Annotated in this window: 15 protein-coding genes; 6 read left to right on the top strand and 9 right to left on the bottom strand. The window is 71.5% G+C overall.

Annotated features, from left to right (window positions below):
• The first annotated feature begins 17 nt into the window (after window positions 1–17).
• Entirely contained in the window at window positions 18–2,261 is a 2,244-nt protein-coding gene (locus BMG523DRAFT_RS05070; protein ID WP_011435819.1) for a bifunctional (p)ppGpp synthetase/guanosine-3',5'-bis(diphosphate) 3'-pyrophosphohydrolase, read from the top strand.
• A gap of 346 nt (window positions 2,262–2,607) precedes the next feature.
• On the top strand, window positions 2,608–2,934 hold the full coding sequence (gene cutA / locus BMG523DRAFT_RS05075; protein WP_011435820.1) for a divalent-cation tolerance protein CutA: 327 nt from the start codon (window positions 2,608–2,610) through the stop codon (window positions 2,932–2,934).
• On the opposite strand, the gene BMG523DRAFT_RS05080 is transcribed toward cutA, so the two are convergent.
• Window positions 2,927–4,450, bottom strand: a complete 1,524-nt coding sequence (locus BMG523DRAFT_RS05080; RefSeq protein ID WP_011435821.1) for a helix-turn-helix transcriptional regulator — start codon at window positions 4,448–4,450, stop codon at window positions 2,927–2,929. The two genes, cutA and BMG523DRAFT_RS05080, sit on opposite strands and share 8 nt — an antisense overlap.
• A gap of 172 nt (window positions 4,451–4,622) precedes the next feature.
• Between BMG523DRAFT_RS05080 and BMG523DRAFT_RS05085 the strand changes: the two genes are divergently transcribed.
• Entirely contained in the window at window positions 4,623–6,428 is a 1,806-nt protein-coding gene (locus BMG523DRAFT_RS05085) for a DEAD/DEAH box helicase (protein ID WP_011435822.1), read from the top strand.
• Window positions 6,429–6,436: 8 nt separating this feature from the next.
• Here the strand turns inward: BMG523DRAFT_RS05085 and BMG523DRAFT_RS05090 are convergent, their stop codons facing one another.
• A complete protein-coding gene (locus tag BMG523DRAFT_RS05090) occupies window positions 6,437–7,330 on the bottom strand; it encodes a peptidylprolyl isomerase (protein WP_023840948.1) in 894 nt (297 codons plus the stop codon).
• Window positions 7,331–7,551: 221 nt separating this feature from the next.
• Here BMG523DRAFT_RS05090 and serS point away from each other — a divergent pair, with 221 nt between their 5' ends.
• Window positions 7,552–8,814 (top strand): serine--tRNA ligase, encoded by a 1,263-nt coding sequence (serS, locus tag BMG523DRAFT_RS05095; protein ID WP_011435824.1) that lies wholly within the window; start codon window positions 7,552–7,554, stop codon window positions 8,812–8,814.
• Here the strand turns inward: serS and BMG523DRAFT_RS05100 are convergent.
• The 6 genes from BMG523DRAFT_RS05100 to BMG523DRAFT_RS05125 form a co-directional block, all read right to left on the bottom strand.
• Window positions 8,787–9,797, bottom strand: a complete 1,011-nt coding sequence (locus BMG523DRAFT_RS05100) for a phytoene/squalene synthase family protein (RefSeq protein ID WP_235462885.1) — start codon at window positions 9,795–9,797, stop codon at window positions 8,787–8,789. The two genes, serS and BMG523DRAFT_RS05100, sit on opposite strands and share 28 nt — an antisense overlap.
• Window positions 9,798–9,895: 98 nt before the next feature.
• Complete coding sequence (locus BMG523DRAFT_RS05105; RefSeq protein WP_011435826.1) at window positions 9,896–10,855, bottom strand: VWA domain-containing protein; 960 nt, start codon at window positions 10,853–10,855, stop codon at window positions 9,896–9,898.
• Window positions 10,852–11,904 carry a DUF58 domain-containing protein gene (locus BMG523DRAFT_RS05110; RefSeq protein ID WP_011435827.1) on the bottom strand — a complete coding sequence of 351 codons (1,053 nt, stop codon included), beginning with the start codon at window positions 11,902–11,904 and terminating at the stop codon, window positions 10,852–10,854. Before BMG523DRAFT_RS05110 ends, BMG523DRAFT_RS05105 begins: the two co-directional genes overlap by 4 nt.
• Window positions 11,901–13,010, bottom strand: coding sequence for a MoxR family ATPase (locus BMG523DRAFT_RS05115; RefSeq protein ID WP_011435828.1), 1,110 nt, complete (start codon window positions 13,008–13,010; stop codon window positions 11,901–11,903). Before BMG523DRAFT_RS05115 ends, BMG523DRAFT_RS05110 begins: the two co-directional genes overlap by 4 nt.
• Before the next feature lie 177 nt (window positions 13,011–13,187).
• Complete coding sequence (crtI, locus tag BMG523DRAFT_RS05120) at window positions 13,188–14,699, bottom strand: phytoene desaturase family protein (protein ID WP_011435829.1); 1,512 nt, start codon at window positions 14,697–14,699, stop codon at window positions 13,188–13,190.
• 67 nt (window positions 14,700–14,766) lie between these two features.
• Window positions 14,767–15,855 (bottom strand): polyprenyl synthetase family protein, encoded by a 1,089-nt coding sequence (locus tag BMG523DRAFT_RS05125; protein WP_349256623.1) that lies wholly within the window; start codon window positions 15,853–15,855, stop codon window positions 14,767–14,769.
• Between the two features lie 213 nt (window positions 15,856–16,068).
• Here BMG523DRAFT_RS05125 and BMG523DRAFT_RS05130 point away from each other — a divergent pair, with 213 nt between their 5' ends.
• On the top strand, window positions 16,069–16,755 hold the full coding sequence (locus BMG523DRAFT_RS05130) for a hypothetical protein (RefSeq protein WP_023840952.1): 687 nt from the start codon (window positions 16,069–16,071) through the stop codon (window positions 16,753–16,755).
• Between the two features lie 244 nt (window positions 16,756–16,999).
• The gene (gene metF, locus BMG523DRAFT_RS05135) at window positions 17,000–17,896 is read left to right on the top strand and encodes a methylenetetrahydrofolate reductase [NAD(P)H] (protein ID WP_011435831.1); all 897 of its coding nucleotides are present in this window, start codon (window positions 17,000–17,002) and stop codon (window positions 17,894–17,896) included.
• Window positions 17,897–18,000: 104 nt separating this feature from the next.
• Here the strand turns inward: metF and BMG523DRAFT_RS05140 are convergent, their stop codons facing one another.
• On the bottom strand, window positions 18,001–18,249 hold the full coding sequence (locus BMG523DRAFT_RS05140) for a hypothetical protein (protein WP_011435832.1): 249 nt from the start codon (window positions 18,247–18,249) through the stop codon (window positions 18,001–18,003).
• Between the last annotated feature and the right edge of the window lie 178 nt (window positions 18,250–18,427).

Genomic DNA, 18,427 nt, shown 5'->3' on the forward strand with positions numbered 1-18,427 from the left:
CGAATCAGGGGGGTGCCGTGGATGCTGAGACCGTGGGTGCGGGTCTGCCGGCCGGCGGCGGTCTGACCCCCGCGCTGTCCCGGGCCGACGGCGGTGCCGACGAGGCCTCCCGGGCCCTGTCGGCGGCCCGGCAGGCGAGCGTGCGTCTCGCCCACCTGGCCCGGCGGATGGCGACACCGCGGATGTCCCAGGTGCCGCCGGAGCTGCGTGACATCGTCGAGGCGCATCGCGACTATCATCCGCGCGCCGACATCGGCCTGCTGGTGCACGCCTACGGCGTCGCCGAGCGGCTGCACGCCGGTCAGATGCGGCGCAGCGGGGATCCGTACATCAGCCATCCCCTCGCCGTCACCGAGGTCCTCGCGGAGCTGGGGGTGGACACGACTACCCTGATCGCTGCCCTGCTGCATGACACGGTCGAGGACACCGGGTACACCCTCGACTCCGTCACCCAGGAGTTCGGCGCGGAGGTGGCCAACCTCGTCGACGGTGTCACCAAGCTGGACAAGATGCGGTTCGGGGAGGCCGCGGAGGCCGAGACGCTGCGCAAGCTGATCGTGGCCTTGGCCCGGGACTACCGAGTACTGGTCATCAAGATCGCGGACCGGTTGCACAACATGCGCACGCTCGCCTTCATGTCCCCTCCCAAACAGGTGAAGATCTCCCGGGTCACGCTCGAGGTCCTGGCCCCGCTGGCCCACCGGCTCGGCGTCAGTGTGATCAAGCGAGAGCTGGAGGACCGGGCGTTCGCCGTGCTCCATCCCGCCGAGCACGCCCGGATTGCCGCCACGGTGGACGAGTTCACCGCCGCTGAGCGCGCGGCCGGAACCGTCGCGGCGCTGGTGGCACGGTTGCGAGCCGGGCTCGCGGGGGCTCGCATCGACGGCGCCGTCTCCATCCGGGTCAGCCACCTGTTCTCGATCTACAAGCGGGCTCAGGAGCGCAACCGGCCCGTCCAGGACTACACCGACCTCGTCCGCGTCCTCGTGCTCGTTGACGAGGTGACGGACTGTTACGCGGCGCTGGGTGTCATCCACGCCCTGTGGCGACCGGTGCCCGGCAGGCTGCGCGACTTCGTGGCTACCCCGAAGTTCAACATGTACCAGTCCCTGCACACGACGGTGACCGACGGCGCCGGCCGCTCCCTCGACATCCAGATCAGGACGCCGTCGATGCACCGGCTGGCCGAGACCGGGATCGTCGCCCGACCGGTCGGCCCCGGCGCGGACGGCGCCCGCCTGGAGGGCCTGTCCTGGTTGCACAGCTTGCTGGACTGGCAGGAGGAGGTCGACTCGGACGAGTTCCTCGAGTCGCTGTCCTCAGACCTGGATGCCGACGAGGTGCTGGCGTTCACGCCCAAGGGCAGGATGCTCGCACTGCCGGCCCGGTCCTCCCCGGTGGACGTCGCCTACGCCGTGCACACCGACATCGGGCACCGGGCGATCGGCGCCCGGGTCAACGGTCGGCTCGTCCCGTTGCATACCCGGCTGCGCAACGGCGACGTCGTCGAGATCCTGACCTCCAACCTCCCCGGCGCGGGACCGTCGGAGGACTGGTTGCACTTCGTCAGGACCTCCCGGGCCCGGGTACGTATCCGGCGCCGGCTGGCCCGGCAGCGCAGGGACACCGCCGCCGGGGCGGCCGAGCCGGGCGTCACGACCACCCGGTCCGGGAGCGGCGGCGGTGCGCGGACCGCCGGCGGCGCGGACGGCGCCTCGTCGGGCCTGCCGTCGCCGACCCGTCCGATCGCCCGGCGTGGGATGCCCAGCCTCGCGGCCGTGGCAGACGACGGGGTGGGTGGTCGGGTGCCGGCGAGGCTGGCGCGATGTTGCCTTCCGCTGCCCGGAGACGTGGTCGTCGGCTTCGCGACGCACGGCAGCACCGTGTCTCTGCACCGCCGGGAGTGCATGAACGCCACCGAGGCGGGGTCGGACCGCGAGCGCGTCGCGGTGGCGACCTGGTCGGCACCACAGGCGCAGATTTTTCCCGCGGAGATCGCCGTCGAGGCGTTCGACCGCTACGGGCTGCTCGCGGACATCACCGAGGTGCTCTCGGAGATCTCGGCGTCCGTCCGCGCGGCCTCGACGACCACATCCGATGATCGGGTCGCGCATGCGCGTTTCACGATCGAGGTCACCGGGCCGGAGCAACTGGACAAGGTGCTCGGCGCCGTGCGCGGCGTCGGCGGTGTCTACGACTGCTACCGCGTGTGCCAGACCCAGGGGTCGTCGGCTCACGGCGCGCCCGCCGGGGACGGGTGAAGCCAGCGCAGGGCGGCGGTGGCACCGACCCGGGCGGGGGACCGCGGCAGCGGTAGGACCAACCGGTGGGTGAGACCAGGCTGGTTACGGGAGCAGGCCGGTCTTCTCCGGCCGGCGTGGGGTGCTGTCTCTTGCGCCCAGCGTGGCCTTTCCGCGCCGGAATGTACCCTCCCGATCAACCGGCGGTAAACGGCTTGCGACTGAACCGCCCATTCCGGGTGGATCCGGGTGGAATGTCACGCGGAGAATACGGACCATCCTACCGGACGCCGTAAATTCAACGGCTACCGCCACTGATCGATGTAGGGTATCTTGCGTATCCATCGTTTTAGAGATGGGAGTGCGCGTGGGTCACCTTCAGGTCATCGTGAGTATCGACTCCCGGGAAAGCGCTGACCGTATCGGTAGGATCCTGGTGGAGGCGCGTCTGGTCGCCTGTTTCCAGGTGATCGGACCGATGAGCAGCACCTACCGCTGGAAGGGCCAGATCGAGCAGGCCGAGGAATGGCTCTGTCTGGCGAAAACGACCACCGAACGATTCGATGAGCTACATGAGCGGCTCGTGGTCCTCCACCCCTACGAAAATCCCGAGATCATTGCCACGCCGATCGTCGCCGGCCATGCCGACTATCTGGGCTGGATCAGCGCCGAGACGGCACCCACCGTCAGGTGAGTGCCCGCAGCTGCTCGTCGAACTCGCGCACGGCCTGGGTGTGCTGCCAGGGCCGCAGGTGCTCCCGGGCGCGGCGGATACGGGCCAGGCCCAGCGAGAAGTCCGTCTGGAGCACGATCGCGAGGGACTCGGCCGCGAAGTGGCAGGCCGCCTCGATCTCCCGCCGCTGGATGTGCACCTCCGCGATGTCGCTCATCAGCAACGACCGCTTCTTCGTCGCACCGGGAGCGGCCGCCCGCAGTGCCTCGGTGGCGGCGGCGTAGGCCGCGGCGGGTCGCCGTAGCCGCGTGTAGGTGGTGACCTTCAGGCCATCGAGCCGGCCCCGGTCGAAGAACTGCGTCCAGACCCGGTCCCCGTCGCTCTCACCCCGGTCGAAGGCATCCTGGGCACGGTCGAGGGCGGCCAGCGCCGCCCGGCCCTCGCCGCGAGCGGCCTGCTCCTCGGCCTCCCGGGCAGCCAGCCAGGCCCTGGTCATCACCGTGCTGCCCGTGGCGGCTCGCCGCTGGGCTTCACCGAGCAGCGCGCAGGCCTGGTCGTGGCGGCCACGGCTGGCGGTCTGGTAGCTCTCGTAACCGAGTACGCAGGCCCACAGGGCGTGGTCATCGGCCTCGCGGGCGGCCTCGATGGCCACCCGGTAGTAGGCGACGGCCGCGGGCAGGTCGTTCATGTCGAACGAGAGCCATCCGGCGAGCGCCGCCGTCTCCCCGGCGGTGGAGGTCAGCTCACGGCGCACCGGGGACCGGCTCGTGGTCTCCAGCAGCTGACTGAGCCTGCTCAGATGCCCGGTGACCCGCTGTATCAGGATCCGGGCGGGAACGCGTTCCTCTAAGCCGTACAGCCCCGCGGTGAGCTGGCCCAGCTCGTTGACGAGCTCCGGGGTCACCGTGCTACGGCGACGCAGCGCCGCCGAGAGGCGCTCCCAGGGCGGGGTGTCCGTGACGCCGTTCATGGGCACGACGGCGACGCCGCCCGCCGCGGCGAAGAGCCGGAGAAAGTCCCGACGTTCCACGGGAATACCGTTCGTGTCGATCATGTCGGTGCCGGGGTGAAGTACGAGTGTGCCCGCGGCGCCCGTCTCGCAGGCCGCCTGTTCAAGGTTCATCGACGCGGCGACGGCCGTACCCTGACCGGTTCCGCCCCGCAGTGCTCCGACGGCGGCGGGAAGCGCTTCGTCATCCACGAAACCGAGCTCCGCCGACGACCGGCCGAATAGCGCCCGCAACAACCGCTGATAACGCAGGCTTGGTTTCTTGTCGCCCTTCTCCCACTTGCAGATCATGTTGCCGGTCACCCCGGCCTCGCGACCCTCGTGGATGACGGAGAACCGACGGATCTCGGTGGCGAGCCGTTCCTGCGACCAGCCCCGTTCCTCCCGACTCAGTCGCAGCCGGGTGTTGGGTGTGCGGGTGTTGGGTGTGCGGGTGGTGGGCGTCCTGTCACCACCGGATACCTCAGGTGTTGGCGCGGAGGCCACCGGTGCGCGGGGAACTGCCGAAGGACCGGTCGTGAGCTGCATCGGGGCCTCCGAAGTCAATCGGTTGACTCCAGGAGCTTAACCCTCTGTGAGATAAGACGGTCATGCTCGGGCGTGGTCCCTTCGGGACCATCCACGGCAAAAGTGTGGTCATCCCGACGCGCCTGCGGCCGCCAGCGTCTTCGCCGAGTGCCGCCTTCTAGAGTGTGATGGCGTGAGAGCCGGCCCCCTCGACCGAAGCCCTCGTCCACGACGTCCCGTTCCACCAGCCCGACCGCTGCGCGCGTGGCAGCGTGCGGCCCTGGAGATCTACCGGTCACGGTCGTCGTCGGGCGCCCGGGACTTCATGGCGGTCGCCACCCCGGGCGCCGGGAAGACGACCTTCGCCCTGCAGGTGGCCGCCGACCTTCTCACTGCCGGCGAGATCAGTCGGATCACCGTCGTCGCGCCCACCGAGCACCTCAAACGCCAGTGGGCCGTGGCCGCGGCGGAGGTTGGTGTCGACCTCGATCCGGACTTCCGCAACTCGGCCGGGGCGACATCCTCCGACTACACCGGTGTCGCCGTGACCTACGCCCAGGTGGCGGCGCATCCGGCCCTGCACCGTGCCCGGACCGCCGCGCGTCGCACCCTGATCGTCCTGGACGAGATCCACCACGCCGGCGACGCGCTGTCATGGGGTGAGGCGATCCGGGAGGCGTTCACCCCGGCCGCGCGTCGCCTCGCCCTGACTGGTACTCCGTTTCGCTCCGACGTCAACCCGATCCCTTTCGTCACCTACCTGCCGGGCCCCGACGGGGTGATGCGCAGCATCGCGGACTCCTCCTACGGCTATGCCGAGGCGCTGCGCGACGGGGTTGTCCGCCCGGTGCTCTTCCTCGCCTACTCGGGCGAGATGACCTGGCGGACCAGTGCCGGCGCGGAACTGAGCGCCCGACTCGGGGAGCCGCTCACCAACGAGCAGACCGCCGCCGCGTGGCGCACCGCGCTCGACCCGGGCGGGGACTGGATGCCGGCGGTGCTCGCCTCCGCCGACACCCGGCTGTCCCAGGTGCGGGCCGGCGGCATGCCCGACGCGGGCGGGCTGGTCATCGCCACGGATCACGCGGCCGCGCGCGCCTACGCCGCGCTGCTCACCCGGATCACCGGCACCTCGCCCGTGCTGATCCTCTCCGACGACCCGACCGCGTCGACCAAGATCGATGACTTTCGCCGGTCGGCCGACCGGTGGATGGTGGCGGTACGGATGGTCAGTGAGGGCGTGGACGTGCCTCGCCTGGCGGTCGGGGTCTATGCGACCTCGGCGTCAACCCCGCTGTTCTTCGCCCAGGCCGTCGGGCGGTTCGTTCGGGGCCGCGGTCGCGGGGAGACGGCGTCGGTCTTCCTCCCGAGCGTGCCGTCCCTGCTGGCGCTGGCTGGCGAGATGGAGGTCCAGCGGGACCACGCCCTGGAGAAGTCCCCGCGCGATCCGGACGCCTTCGACGACGACGCGCTGCGGGACGCCAACCGGCGCAAGGACATCCCCGACAAGCCGGACACCTTGTTCACGGCGTTGGGATCCTCGGCCCATCTCGACCGAGTGATCTTCGATGGCGGCGAGTTCGGCACCCCGGCGGCCCCCGGGTCCATCGAGGAGGAGGACTTCCTGGGCCTGCCGGGCCTGCTGGAGCCCGATCAGGTCGCGGTTCTGCTGCGCCAGCGGGAGGCCGCCCAGCAGGCCGCCCAGCAGGCCGCCACGCGCCGTGCCGCTGCCCGTGCCGCGGATTCGCCGGTCGTCCCGCCGGCCCGCGAGGGCGTGCAGCCGGCGGTCGAGGCGGCCACCCGGCCCGTGCACGAGGTGATCGGCGAGCTGCGCAAGGAGCTGAACCGGCTTGTCGGCGCACACTTCCACCGCACGGGCAAACCGCACGGGATGATCCACGCCGAGCTGCGCCGGACCTGTGGCGGTCCGCCGAGCGGCCAGGCCACCGCCGCGCAGCTCCAGGCCCGCATCGACACCATCCGCCGCTGGGCCGGTTGACCGGCGGGTCAGCCGCCCTGGGTGATCGTGATCGAAAGAATCTTCGGCTTGCTCGCCGGGGCACCATCGGAGCCGCCGCCCTCGACGCCGGGCCCGGTGAGCTTGTCGAGCACGTCGAGTCCCTTGGTGATCTTCCCGAAGACGGTGTAATTGCCGGCGAGCGCCGCCGCGCCCTGCGGGGTCGGGTTCTGGTAGTTGATGAAGAACTGACTGCCGTTGCTGTCCGGCAGTTGGCTGTGCGCCATCGCCAGCACGCCTCGGTCGTAGGTCACGCCCTGGGTATTCTCGTTGGCGTACCCGTACCCCGGGCCGCCGTTGCCGGTTCCGGTGGGATCGCCGCACTGCAGGACCGAGATGCCTGCGTCGGCCCCCCCGGTCTGGCGGTGGCACGTGGTGCCGTCGAAGTACCTGGCGTCGGCGAGCGTGCGCAGGGCGTGCACCGTGCATGGTGCCTTCTGGGCGTCCAAGGCGGCCGTGATGGTGCCGGCGTCGGTGATGATCACCATTGTCGCCGGGGACGTGTCGACGGTGGCCGCGGCCGCCGGCAGGGTGGCGCCGCGGGCCGGGGCCTCCCCGTTGGAGGTGTAGGTGCACTGCCCGACCCTGCTGGTCTGACGGGGGGCGGCCGATGGTGTCGGTGCGGTCGCGGTGGGTGCGGTCGCGGTGGGTGCGGTCGCGGTGGGTGTCGTCGCGGCACCGGCGGCGGCCACGTCGGGCTGGTCGTCCTTGCCGGTGAGCAGGATCGCGGCGATCGTCGATGCCGCGACGACGATCGCGATGAATCCGGCGACGATCGCGAGCCGCTGCTGACGACGGCGATGGGCGAGCCGGCGCCGCTGCGCCTGCCGGGCCGCCCGGGCCTCGGCGAGCTCGCGTTGACGTCGCTCCTTTGAACTGGCCACCGTCGCCGGCCTCCCTCGCTTCTGATGCGGTCTGCTGGTTCTGGTGTGGTCTGGTTCTGGTGTGGTCTGTGCACCGTAACCGGTGAGCGGCGGATCGCCCCGCATGGTGCCTGCCGGGGCGGGTGCCCGCCGGGCCGGGAGCGGACCGGTGCGCGGGCCGGACGGCTGGTAGCGTTACCGCAAAGCACAATGCGGTACCGATCAGAGGCTGACGCGATTCCATGCTCGATAAGCGCTTTATCCGGGAGAATCCGCAGGCCGTGAAAGACGCGGTCGCGGCCAAAGGCATTGATCTGGATGTCGATGAACTGCTGCAGCTCGACCGGGACAATCGCAAACTGCAGTTCGAGGTGGACGAGGCGCAGGCTCGGCGCAAGAGCTTCGCGAAGCAGTTCGCCGGGGCCGACGCGGCCCGGCGGGCCGAGCTGCGGGCCGAGCACGAGGCGTTCGACCGCCAGCTGAAGGACCTGCGCGAGCAGCTGGCCCGAACCGGGGGCCGGCTGTCCGAGCTGATGCTGCTGGTGCCGGGCATCCCGTGGTCGGGTGCGCCGGTGGGAGCCGACGAGTCGGCCAACGTGGTGTTGCGGACCGTCGGCGAGCCGCCGGAGTTCGACTTCACCCCGCTCGACCACACGGCACTGGCCGAGAAACGAGGGTGGGCGGAGTTCGCCCGGGCCCGGCGGGTCGCGGGGGAGCGGGCGTACGCCCTCGTCGGTGACATGGTCATGCTGGAGCGCGCGGTGCATTCCTATGCGCTCGACCTGCTGCGCGGGCTGGACTTCACCCCCGTGTCGGTGCCCGCCCTGGTCCGGGAGGAGCCGCTCGTCGGCACCGGGATGCTACCCAAGGCCCGCGAGGAGATCTATGCGATCCCCGCCGACGACCTTTACCTGGCGGGGACTGCCGAGGTGGCTCTTGTCGGCCTGCATGCCGGGGAGATTCTCGATGTGGGCCGCCTGCCGATCCGCTACGCCGGCATCTCGCCGTGCTTTCGCCGGGAGATCGGCAGCGCCAGCCGGGACGTCCGCGGTCTGCTGCGCGTCCACCAGTTCGAGAAGGTCGAACAGTTCGTGCTGTGCGCCGCTGACGAGGCCGAGTCGGCCCGCTGGCATGCCGAGTTGCTGGCCACTGCCGAGCGGATCCTGTCCGACCTCGGGCTGTGTTACGAGGTCGTCGAATGCGCCACCGGGGACATGGGCGTCGGCAAGTTCCGGATGAACGACATCAACACCTGGTTCCCCTCGCTCGGTCGATTCCGCGAGACGCACAGCTGCTCGACGCTGCACGACTGGCAGGCGCGCCGGGCGAACCTGCGCTACCGCGACACCGACGGCACCGTGCGTTTCGCGCACACGCTCAACAACACCGCCGTGGCGACCCCACGGCTGCTGGCGGCGTTGCTGGAGAACTTCCAGACCGCCGACGGCGAGGTACGCGTTCCCAAAGTGCTGCGGCCCTACCTGGGGGGCCGTGAGCTGATCTGAGGCATCCCGTGGCCCTGGCCGCGACGCGCCCGGACGGCCCGGACCAGGGCGGGTCCGGCGACCGCCAGCCGGCGCGGGAGCCCGACTGACACGCGGCGTTCGAGCACCCGGTAGTCGGCGCGCTCGACCTCGTCGAGGATGCCCCGGTAGAGGACGAACGCCGTCCGCAGGCAGTCGCGTGAGGTTGGGTGCAGCAGGCGGATGCCGGGCTCGGCGGCGCGGAACAGCTCCCGCGCCCGGCTGATCTCGAAGGCCAGCAGCCGGCGGACCGGCCCGTCAACGACGCCGGCGGCCAGCTGCTCCCGGGTGACCCCGAACAGGTCCAGCGAAGTCCGGGGCAGATAGACGCGGCCGCGCCGCAGATCCTCGCCGACGTCGCGGATGAAGTTGGCGAGCTGGAAGGCCATCCCCAGGTCGCGGGCATAGGGCAGGGCGCTGTCGTCCACTGGCTCGAGGATCGGCACCATCTGCAGGCCGATCACCGCGGCCGATCCGTGCATGTAGACGGTCAGCTCGTCCCAGGTCGCGTACTCCGTCACGGTGAGGTCCATCGCCATCGAGGCCAGGAACGCCGCGAAGTGGTCCGGATCGATCTTGAAGCGGTGAATGGTGTCGACCACCGCGGGCAGCACCGAGACCTCCGCGCGGTGCCGGTCCCTCCCGGTGCCGGCCATCTCGGTGCCGACGTCAACGGCGGGTGTCCCCGCCCGTAGCGCCGCAAGGAACCGGCTGCCCCACTCGTGCAGCCAGCGCGCCCGCTCGGCCTCGGTCAGCGTGGAGTCGAGATCGTCGACGATCTCGTCCGCGTAGCGGGCGAAGCCGTACAGCGCGTGGACGTGGGGCCGCTTCCACCCTGGCAGCAGCAGGGTGGCCAGGTAGTACGTGCGGCCGTGGGCGGCATTGAGCGCCCGGGCCCGCGCATAGGAGGAACGTAGTCGAGGATCGATGATTCCGGCCGCGTCGAGCTGCCCCACGTTAGTCAGCGTAGCCACCCAGCGAGGCGGATAGCGACGGCTCCCGCCCGATCGGGGTCGACCTGCCCCGGGGCGTCCGGTTGACCCCCTCGTCGGCGTCGATCCCCTCAGGGAAGCCGGGACGTGAACGCCAGGGACGTCGCCGCCGCGGCGAATCCCAGCCCCAGGGACAGCCCGAGGAACCAGGTGGTGACCTCCCGGTATTCGGTCCGGTAGCCGATCGAGCTACCGAGCCCCCGGTAGACCGAACGCAGTTCGTCGCCGGAGGTGGCACGATGGTACGAGCCGCCGGTCTGCTCCGCGATGTCACGGAGCGCCTGTTCGTTGACCGGCACCGGCACCTCCTGGCCGCCGACGTCGAGCGTTCCGTCGGCGGTGCCGTAGGCGATGGTGTCCACCGGGATACGGGCTTGCCGCGCCGCCTCGATCGCCTGGTTGTTCGGCCGCCCACGGGTGGTCTCCCCGTCGGAGAGCAGCACGATGGCGGCCGGAGGCGCGCTCTGCCCCGTGTCGGAGAACCGTTTGCCGGCGGTGGTGATCGCCTGGAGCGAGGCGAAGATTCCTTCGCCGACGGCGGTCGCGGGACCGAGCTGCAGGCCGCGGATGCCGGCGCGGACCGACTCGCGGTCGGCGGACGCGGGCACCAGGACCGTCGCGCTGCCGGCGAACGAGACCAGCCCGAGGTTGATACGGGGAGGGAGCTGGTCGACGAATGCCGAGGCGCCCTGCTTGGCGGCCGCCAGCCGGGTCGGGGCGATGTCCGTGGCCGCCATCGAGTTGGAGACGTCGATCGCCAGGATGATCGTCGCGCGTTCCCGGGGAACCCGCTCGGCCCGCGCCGGTCGCGCCAGGGAGAACACCAACCCGGCGAGGGCGAGCAGCAGCAGCGCCGCCGGGACGTGACGGCGCCACCACTGCGGTCGGCGGGGAAGCACCGAGGACAGCAGCGACGTCGACGACAGCCGGGCGGCATACACCCGCCGCCGCGCCGAGACCACGACATAGGAGATCAGCAACGCGCCGACCCCCAGGTACAGCCACAGCCAGTGCCCGGCCAGGAAGCTCACCGGCTGCCTGCCCGACTGGTGCCTGCCCGACTGGTGGCGGGCGCCGCCGTGCCACCCTGGTCGGTCCGACCCACGGGCGGGCGGCGGCCGGCTCCCCGGCCGCGCCGGTTCGCCGAGGCGAACCGGACGATGTCGACCAGCCAGTCCGAGTCGGTGCGCAGGACCAGATGGTCGGCGCCGACCCGGCGCAACGCCAGCGAGACCGCGCTGCGGTGGGCGACGGCGGCCGCGGCGTAACGTTCCCGCAACCGCCGCGACGACGTCGGGACCTCGACGAACGCCCCCGTCTCGGCGTCGACGACGGGCAGCGGCCCGACCGGTGGCAGGGTCAGCTCGAGCGGGTCAACGATCTCGATGGCGAGCACCTGATGCCGCGCCGCGAGCACCCGCAGCGGCCGTTCCCAGCGCAGGTCGGTGGACAGGAAGTCGGAGACGACGACCGCGAGCCCCCGGCGGCGCGGCGGGCGCAGCAGGCCCTCCACCGCCGCGGCGAGGTCGGTGGCCGCCGCCGGATCGGGCCGGCGGCGGGGCCGGTCGTGCGCGCCGCGAGGCGCGGTGATGAGCGTGTGCAGCAGCGCCCGCAGCCCGTCCCGGCCGGGCCGGGCCGGGATCGCCCGTGGACCGGCCTGGGTCAGCGCGATCGCGCCCATCCGGTTGCCGGTGCGGGCGGTCAGGAAGCCGACCGCGGCCGTGGCGGCAATCGCCAGATCACGCTTCTGCCAGGTACCGGTGCCGAACTCGGTGCTGGCGGTGAGGTCCACCAGCGCCCAGGTCTCGAGCTCCCGGTCGGCGATGAGATCGTGGACGTGGGGGACGGTGGTCCGGGCCGTGACGGCCCAGTCCATCCGGCGCACGTCGTCACCGACGGCGTACTCGCGGCTCTCGGCCTTCTCGCTGCCCTGACCGGGCAGCAGCCCGAGATGATCGCCGAGGAGCATGCCGTCGAGACGGCGGAGCACGGTCAGTTCGAGCCGGCGCAGGGTCCGCTCCACCGCCGGATCGGTCGCCGACACGGAGCCGGCCCGGAGCCGGTCCGCGGGGTCCGTCATCCGGACGCACCCTGGTCGAGGTATTCCGGGAAGCCCGAACGCGGGTTCGTCCCCCACCCGCCGGCATGCGGACCGGTGGGGTAGTGGGGGCCCTGCTGGCGGGGCGCCACCTGAGGCTGCGGGACCACGCCCAGGATCCGGGCGGCGATCGCGTCCGCGGTCAGCCCCTCGGCCAGCGCCTCGTACGAGAGCACCAGGCGGTGGGGCAGGACGTCCAGGGCGACCGCGGCGACGTCGTCGGGTACGACGTAGTCGCGCCCGCGCAGCAGGCCGAGCGCGCGGGCCGCCGCGACCAGTCCGAGCGAGGCGCGCGGCGAGGCTCCGTAGGCCAGGTGGCCCTCGAGTTCGGGTAGACCCGCCTCGCCGGGGGACCGGGTGGCGAGCACCAGCCGGACGGCGAACTCGATGATGGCGTGATGGACGAACACCTCGTCGGCTCGGGTCTGCAGCCGGGTCAGCGCCTGCGGGGTCAGGACCCGCTCGGGGAGCGGTGGCGAGGTGCCCATCCGCCGGACGATCTCGAGCTCCTCCGCCGGGTTCGGGTAGGGGACGTTGACCTTCATCAGGAACCGGTCCCGCTGCGCCTCCGGTAGCGGGTAGACACCCTCGGATTCGATCGGGTTCTGGGTGGCCAGTACCAGGAACGGCTCGGGAAGCCGGTGGGTGACCCCGCCGAGCGAGACCTGCTTCTCCGACATCACCTCCAGCAGCGCCGACTGCACCTTCGCGGGTGCCCGGTTGATCTCGTCGGCGAGCACGAAGTTCGCGAAGACCGGGCCGAGCTCGACGTCGAACGCCTCCTGACTCGCCCGGTAGATGCGGGCACCGACGATGTCGGAGGGCACGAGGTCGTTGGTGAACTGGATGCGGACAAACGAACCGCCGACGACGGTTGCGAGGGTCTGCACGGCCAGCGTCTTCGCGACCCCGGGCACGCCCTCCAGCAGGCAGTGGCCCCGGGCGAGCAGGGCGACGAGCATACGTTCGACCATCCGGTCCTGTCCGACGATCACTTTTTTGATCTCGAACAGGGCGCGTTCGAGCAGCGCCGCGTCCGACGTGGTGTCCGGTACGGCGAGGCCGGCCGGGCTGTGCCCTTCGTCCATGGCAGCATTGTCCCAGCCGCATCGTGGAACAGGGTGCCAAAGGACTCGGCACGGCCTGGCCGGAAGCCTCTTCTAAGCCGCTCTTCAGCAACTTCTCGGCGGTGGGAAATGTTCGGGGCACCGGGGCACCGGGGCACCGGGCTGTCGGGCTGTCGGGCTGCCGGGGTGCGTCACGGGTCAGCACAGGGCGCGGGAACGGTAACCCCGGTCAGCGCCGAGGATCCGCTCCGCGGCCAGCCGGCCGGAAATGAGGACCATCGGGACCCCGACGCCGGGCCGGGTGCCGCTGCCGGCGAACACGACGTTCGCGAGGCCCGGGGCCAGGTTCGAGGGGCGGAACGGACCGGTCTGGCGAAAGGTGTGGGCCGCCGCGAACGGGGCGCCCGCCGCCATCCCGCGGGCCCGCCAGTCGGCGGGCGTGGTGACCTGCTCCACCTCGATGGCGTCGCCGAAGCCTCGGTAGCCGTGGCGTTCGCAGGTGGCGACCACCTCGTCGCGGTAGCGCGAGCGCAGCACCGACCAGTCGAGCGGGGCGGTGAGGTTGGGTGTGGGGAAGAGCACGTAGTACGTGTGGCCGCCGGCCGAGGCCATCGCGGGTTCGGTGCGTGAGGGGGTGGTGACGAGGAAGGACGGGTCGCTCATCAGCTCGCCGCGATCGATGATCTCGCGGAAGGTCGACCGCCAGGCCCGGCCGAAGTGGATGGTGTGATGCGCGGTGTGCGGGTACTCCACGCGCGCCCCAGCCAGCAGGAGGAAGCACGAGGGCGAGTACCGCAGGCGGCGCAGGCGGGCCGGCGCCGTCGAGGGAGGCAGCAGTTCGGTGTAGGCGATCGGCAGGTCGGGGTTGAGCACCACCACGTCGGCGCCGATGCGCTCCCCCGCCGCGGTGTGCACCGCGACCGCCCGGCCGCCCCGCACCTCCACCCGCGTCACCGTGGTCTCGTAGCGCAGGGTGGCACCGTGTTTGGCCGCGGCGCCGGCCAGCGCCTCGGCGACGGCGTGCATGCCGCCGGCCGGGTGGTAGACCCCGGCGACGCAGTCCATGTAGGAGATGACGGCATAGAGGGCCAGTGCGTCGTGCGGGGCGAGCCCGGCGTACATCGCCTGGAAGGAGAACATCCGCCGGGTCCGCGGGTCCCGTAGATGGCGGCCGACGACGGTGTCGAGCCGGCGGAAGCCGCCGAGGGCGGCCAGCCGGGCGAGCTGCGGGCGCAGCAACGACAGCGGGGAGTCGACCTGCGCGTCGATGAAGTGGCGCAGCTGGGTGCGGAACATTGCAGTGACGATTCCGACGAACCGCTCGAAGCCGGCCGCCTCCGCCGGGCCGCACAGCGCCCGGATCTCCTGTGCGGTGTCGGCGGGGTCGGCGCGGATGTCCAGCGACGAACCGTCGGCGAAGAACCCCCGGTACATCGGGTCGAGCCGGGTCAGTGACAGCCAGCGGTCGAGATCCTCCCCGACACAGTCCAGGGCGTCGGCAATCAGCTCGGGCATGGTCAGGACGGTCGGTCCGGTGTCGAAACGATAGTCGCCCAGTGCGAGCAGGCCGGCCCGACCGCCGGGGGTCGCATCCCGCTCGAGCACCGTCACCCGCCGGCCGGCTCCGACCAGGCGCAGCGCGACCGACAGACCGGCGAGACCGGCCCCGACGATGACGACGTGATCCGTCGCTCCGGTCACCGTGCGCACCTGCCACCTGCTTCCTGGTCGATGGACTTCCCTGTCGATGGTGCGGTTACCCGATGTGGTCGGTTGCTCAATGTGATCGCGAAGTCGCTGCCATGGCGAGTTCCGTCAGGGCGGCGAGGGTTGTGACGTCCAGATCCGCCCGTCGGGCCGCCTCGACCGCCGTGGCGGTCCGGGCGGCGATCCGTTCCTCGGCGGCGGCCACCGCTCCGCTTGCGGCGATGATGTCGCGGGCCTCGGCGACCCGGGCGGCGCGGGCCGCGGGGTTCTCGGTGGGCCCGAATCCCGGGGAACATCCGGGTCCCCCGGAATACCCGGGATTCTCGGGCTGTCCCGCATCCTCAGGGTGCCCGGCGCGCCGGACCGGCGGGGAGATCAGCGTGCGCAGCCGGGCCGCCGCGGCCGGCTGCGCACGGGTCAGCGCGAGCGCCAGCAGGCCAGTGGGCCGCCCGTCACGCAGATCCTCCCCGGTGGGTTTTCCCGTCACCGCCGGATCGCCGAACACGCCCAGGAGGTCATCGCGGAGTTGGAACGCCTCGCCGAGCGGCAGGCCGAACGCCGCATAGGCCGCCAACAGGTCCGGCGGCGCGCCCGCGAGCAGACCGCCGAGCTGCAGGGGACGGACCACCGTGTAACCGGCGGTCTTGTACCGGGCGATGCGGACCGCCCGCCCGGGATCGAGGCCGCCGTGCGGACCGGCCTCGGCCTGGCCGACGAGGTCGAGGTACTGCCCCGCCATCAGCTCGCTGCGCATCCGCCCGTAGGTGGGCCAGGCCCGGACCAACGCCTCGGGTGGCATCCTGCTGGCCGCGAGCAGTTCGTCGGCCCAGGCCAGGAACAGATCGCCGAGCAGGATCGCGGCCGAGCGGCCGAAGTCGGCGGGATCACCCCGCCAGCCGGCGGTCCGGTGGACCCGGGAGAAGCGCCGGTGCGCGGCCGGCCTGCCGCGCCGTGTGTCGGAGGCGTCCATGACGTCGTCGTGGATCAGCGCGCAGGCGTGCAGCAGCTCGATGGCGGCGGCGGCGGTCACAATCTCGTCGCAGTCCGGGCCGCCCGCGCCCCGCCACCCCCAGTAGCAGAAGGCGGGACGCAACCGCTTGCCCTCCGCCAGCAGAAATTCGGTGGCGATACGGACGAACGGGATCAGATCGTCGTCGATTCCGCGCAGGAGCGCTCCGCGCGAACCGGCGAAGCGCCGCAACACGGCGGAGACCCGCCGGCGCACATCCACCGTGGTGTGGTCCGGCACCGTGGTGTGGTCCGGCACCGTGGTGTGGTCCGGCACCGTGGTGTGGTCCGGCACCGTGGTGTGGTCCGGCACCGTGGTGTGGCCGGGGATTGGCCGGCGCCCGGGGTACCGTGCGGTGTGCCCGTGTTCGACACCGCCGTCGTCGTGGTCGCCGTTCTGCTGGTCGCCGCCGCACTGGGCGGATTGACCCTGTTGCGGCTGCCACCCGCGGAGCTGACTCACACTGTCGACGGTATCGACGCCGTGGAGGTTCTGGTGGCCGCCGGCCGCGTCGAGATCTCCGGGCGGGACCGCGAGGACGTGCACGTCGCGCTGACCGTGCGGCGTCGTCCCGGTCGGTCCGTACCCGTGCTCACGAGGGCCGGGAGCACGCTGCGGATCGACGGCCGGGCCAGCGACGTGCGGGTCAGGCTGACCGTGCCGCCACGGGTCCGGGTGCGGGCCGAGGTGCTCGCCGGCGAAATCACGCTGTGGGGGGTAGGCGGTGAACTGTCCCTGGTCACCCGCGATGGCACCATCGCCGGGCGGGAGCTCACGCGCGGTCCGGTCGCCGCGCGCAGCCGGGACGGCGACGTCAACCTGCACTTCAGCGAACCGCCGGACGGCGTGCGGGCGCAGAGCGAGACAGGCATGGTCACCGTCATGCTGCCCGACGGCGAGTACGGGGTGGAGGTGGAGACCGCCGATCCCGGGGCGGCCGACGTGGAGCTGACCCCGTCGGCGCACGCGGCGTGCCAGGTGGTGGCGCGCAGCGTGTCCGGGCGGGTACGGGTCGGTCTCGCCGCGCCGCTGGGACCCTTGTCTATCTGACGTCTCTTGTCCATCTACCGTCCATCTGGGTTGTCCCAGCTGGTCCCGCCCAACGAGCCCGTTTCAGCCGGGTTGCTCACCCACGTTGGTGGAATCGACGGATCATGACTCTCGCGTGATCACGCTGGGGATTCATGGGATCACGCCGGGGAAATGTTGCTGCCCGCTGTCGGGGCCTGATCGGTCGTGTTTCCGATCGGGGGTCCGTCTTCGATCGTGGCCACGCTCGGTCTACCCTCGTGCCATGGCGGCGGTCCGGAGTCTGAGCACGCAACCCACGACGATGGGCGAGTACCTCGCCACCGGTCGTGCGTCCTTTTCCTTCGAGTTCTTTCCGCCGAAGACGCCGGACGGCGAGCGGCAGTTGTGGACGGCCCTGCGCCAGATCGAGGCGCTGCATCCCTCGTTCGTCTCGGTGACGTACGGGGCGGGCGGGTCGACGCGCGAGGGCACGATCCGGGTGACCGAGCGGATCGCCACCGACACCACCCTCACGCCGATCGCCCATCTCACCGCGGTCAACCACTCCGTCGCCGAGCTGCGCCGGGTCATCGGCAACTACGCCGGCGTCGGGGTGCGCAACGTCCTGGCCCTGCGCGGCGACCCGCCAGGGGATCCGCAGGGCACCTGGACCGCCCATCCCGCGGGCCTGCGGCACGCGGACGAACTCGTGCGCCTGGTGAGGTCGGTCGGCGGCTTCTGCGTCGGCGTGGCAGCCTTCCCCGACAAGCACCCACGATCGGTCGACTTCGACAGCGACGCGCGCTACCTGGTGGGCAAGTTCGACGCCGGCGCGGACTACGCCATCACCCAGTTCTTCTTCGGCGCTGACGACTATTTCCGTCTCGTCGACCGGGTCCGCCGGCTGGGCTGCGACAAGCCGATCATTCCTGGGATCATGCCGGTGACGAACGTCGCGCAGATCGTCCGGATGGCGCAGCTGTCCGGCGCGGCCTTCCCGCCGGCGCTGGCCTCCCGGTTGCAGGCCGTCGCCGACGACCCGGCGGCCGTGCGGGCGATCGGGGTCGAGGTGGCGACCGAGTTGTCCCGTCGCCTGCTGGACGGCGGTGCACCGGGCCTGCACTTCATCACCCTCAACCGCTCCAGCGCCACCCGAGAGATCTACCAGGCGGTCCGATAGCCGGCCGCGGTCCGCGGGGTGGCCGATCCGCGGGGTGTCCCGGTGGCGCATGACGGGTGGGCCGCTCGCCTGACCCGTCCGCGCTCATGCCGCCGGGCCGGCACTCAGTCGTGCTCGTCGTAGGCATCGAAGACGCACAGCAGCCATTCGTCGCGGAGCGAATGCTCCCGGACCAGCGCGAACCCGGCCTGGTTGGCGGCGTCCACCACCGCCGTCACCAGGCTGAGATCAAGGGTGTTGAAGATCGGGGTGATCCGTACCGCAAGGATCACCTGGTCGCGATGGGCGGAGAAGACCGCCCGCGGGTCGAGGTCCTCAAGGGTCTCCACTACGCCGCCTACCTGTTCGGACACGTCACTCCCGCCACGTCTGGGTGGCACCGCTGTTCTCTCGTGACACCGCTGTTCCTCCGACACCGCGTCTCCCCACCTCGGGCCGGTCCGGTGACCGATCGACGCCTTCGGTTTTGGTCGCCGGCCGGACGCAGGGTGCCGCTACGGCTCGCGGTAGGGGACGACGAGACTCTATGTC

It is taken from the genome of Frankia sp. BMG5.23 (genome assembly GCF_000685765.2).
GTDB classification, from domain to species: Bacteria; Actinomycetota; Actinomycetes; order Frankiales; family Frankiaceae; genus Frankia; species Frankia casuarinae.

What these genes read in the sequence shown, in the direction of transcription:
- metF (WP_011435831.1), top strand. Translation starts at nt 17,000, where the DNA reads ATGGCGGCGGTCCGGAGTCTGAGCACGCAACCCACGACGATGGGCGAG.
- BMG523DRAFT_RS05115 (WP_011435828.1), bottom strand. Translation starts at nt 13,010, where the DNA reads ATGGACGAAGGGCACAGCCCGGCCGGCCTCGCCGTACCGGACACCACG.
- BMG523DRAFT_RS05110 (WP_011435827.1), bottom strand. Translation starts at nt 11,904, where the DNA reads ATGACGGACCCCGCGGACCGGCTCCGGGCCGGCTCCGTGTCGGCGACC.
- BMG523DRAFT_RS05080 (WP_011435821.1), bottom strand. Translation starts at nt 4,450, where the DNA reads ATGCAGCTCACGACCGGTCCTTCGGCAGTTCCCCGCGCACCGGTGGCC.
- serS (WP_011435824.1), top strand. Translation starts at nt 7,552, where the DNA reads ATGCTCGATAAGCGCTTTATCCGGGAGAATCCGCAGGCCGTGAAAGAC.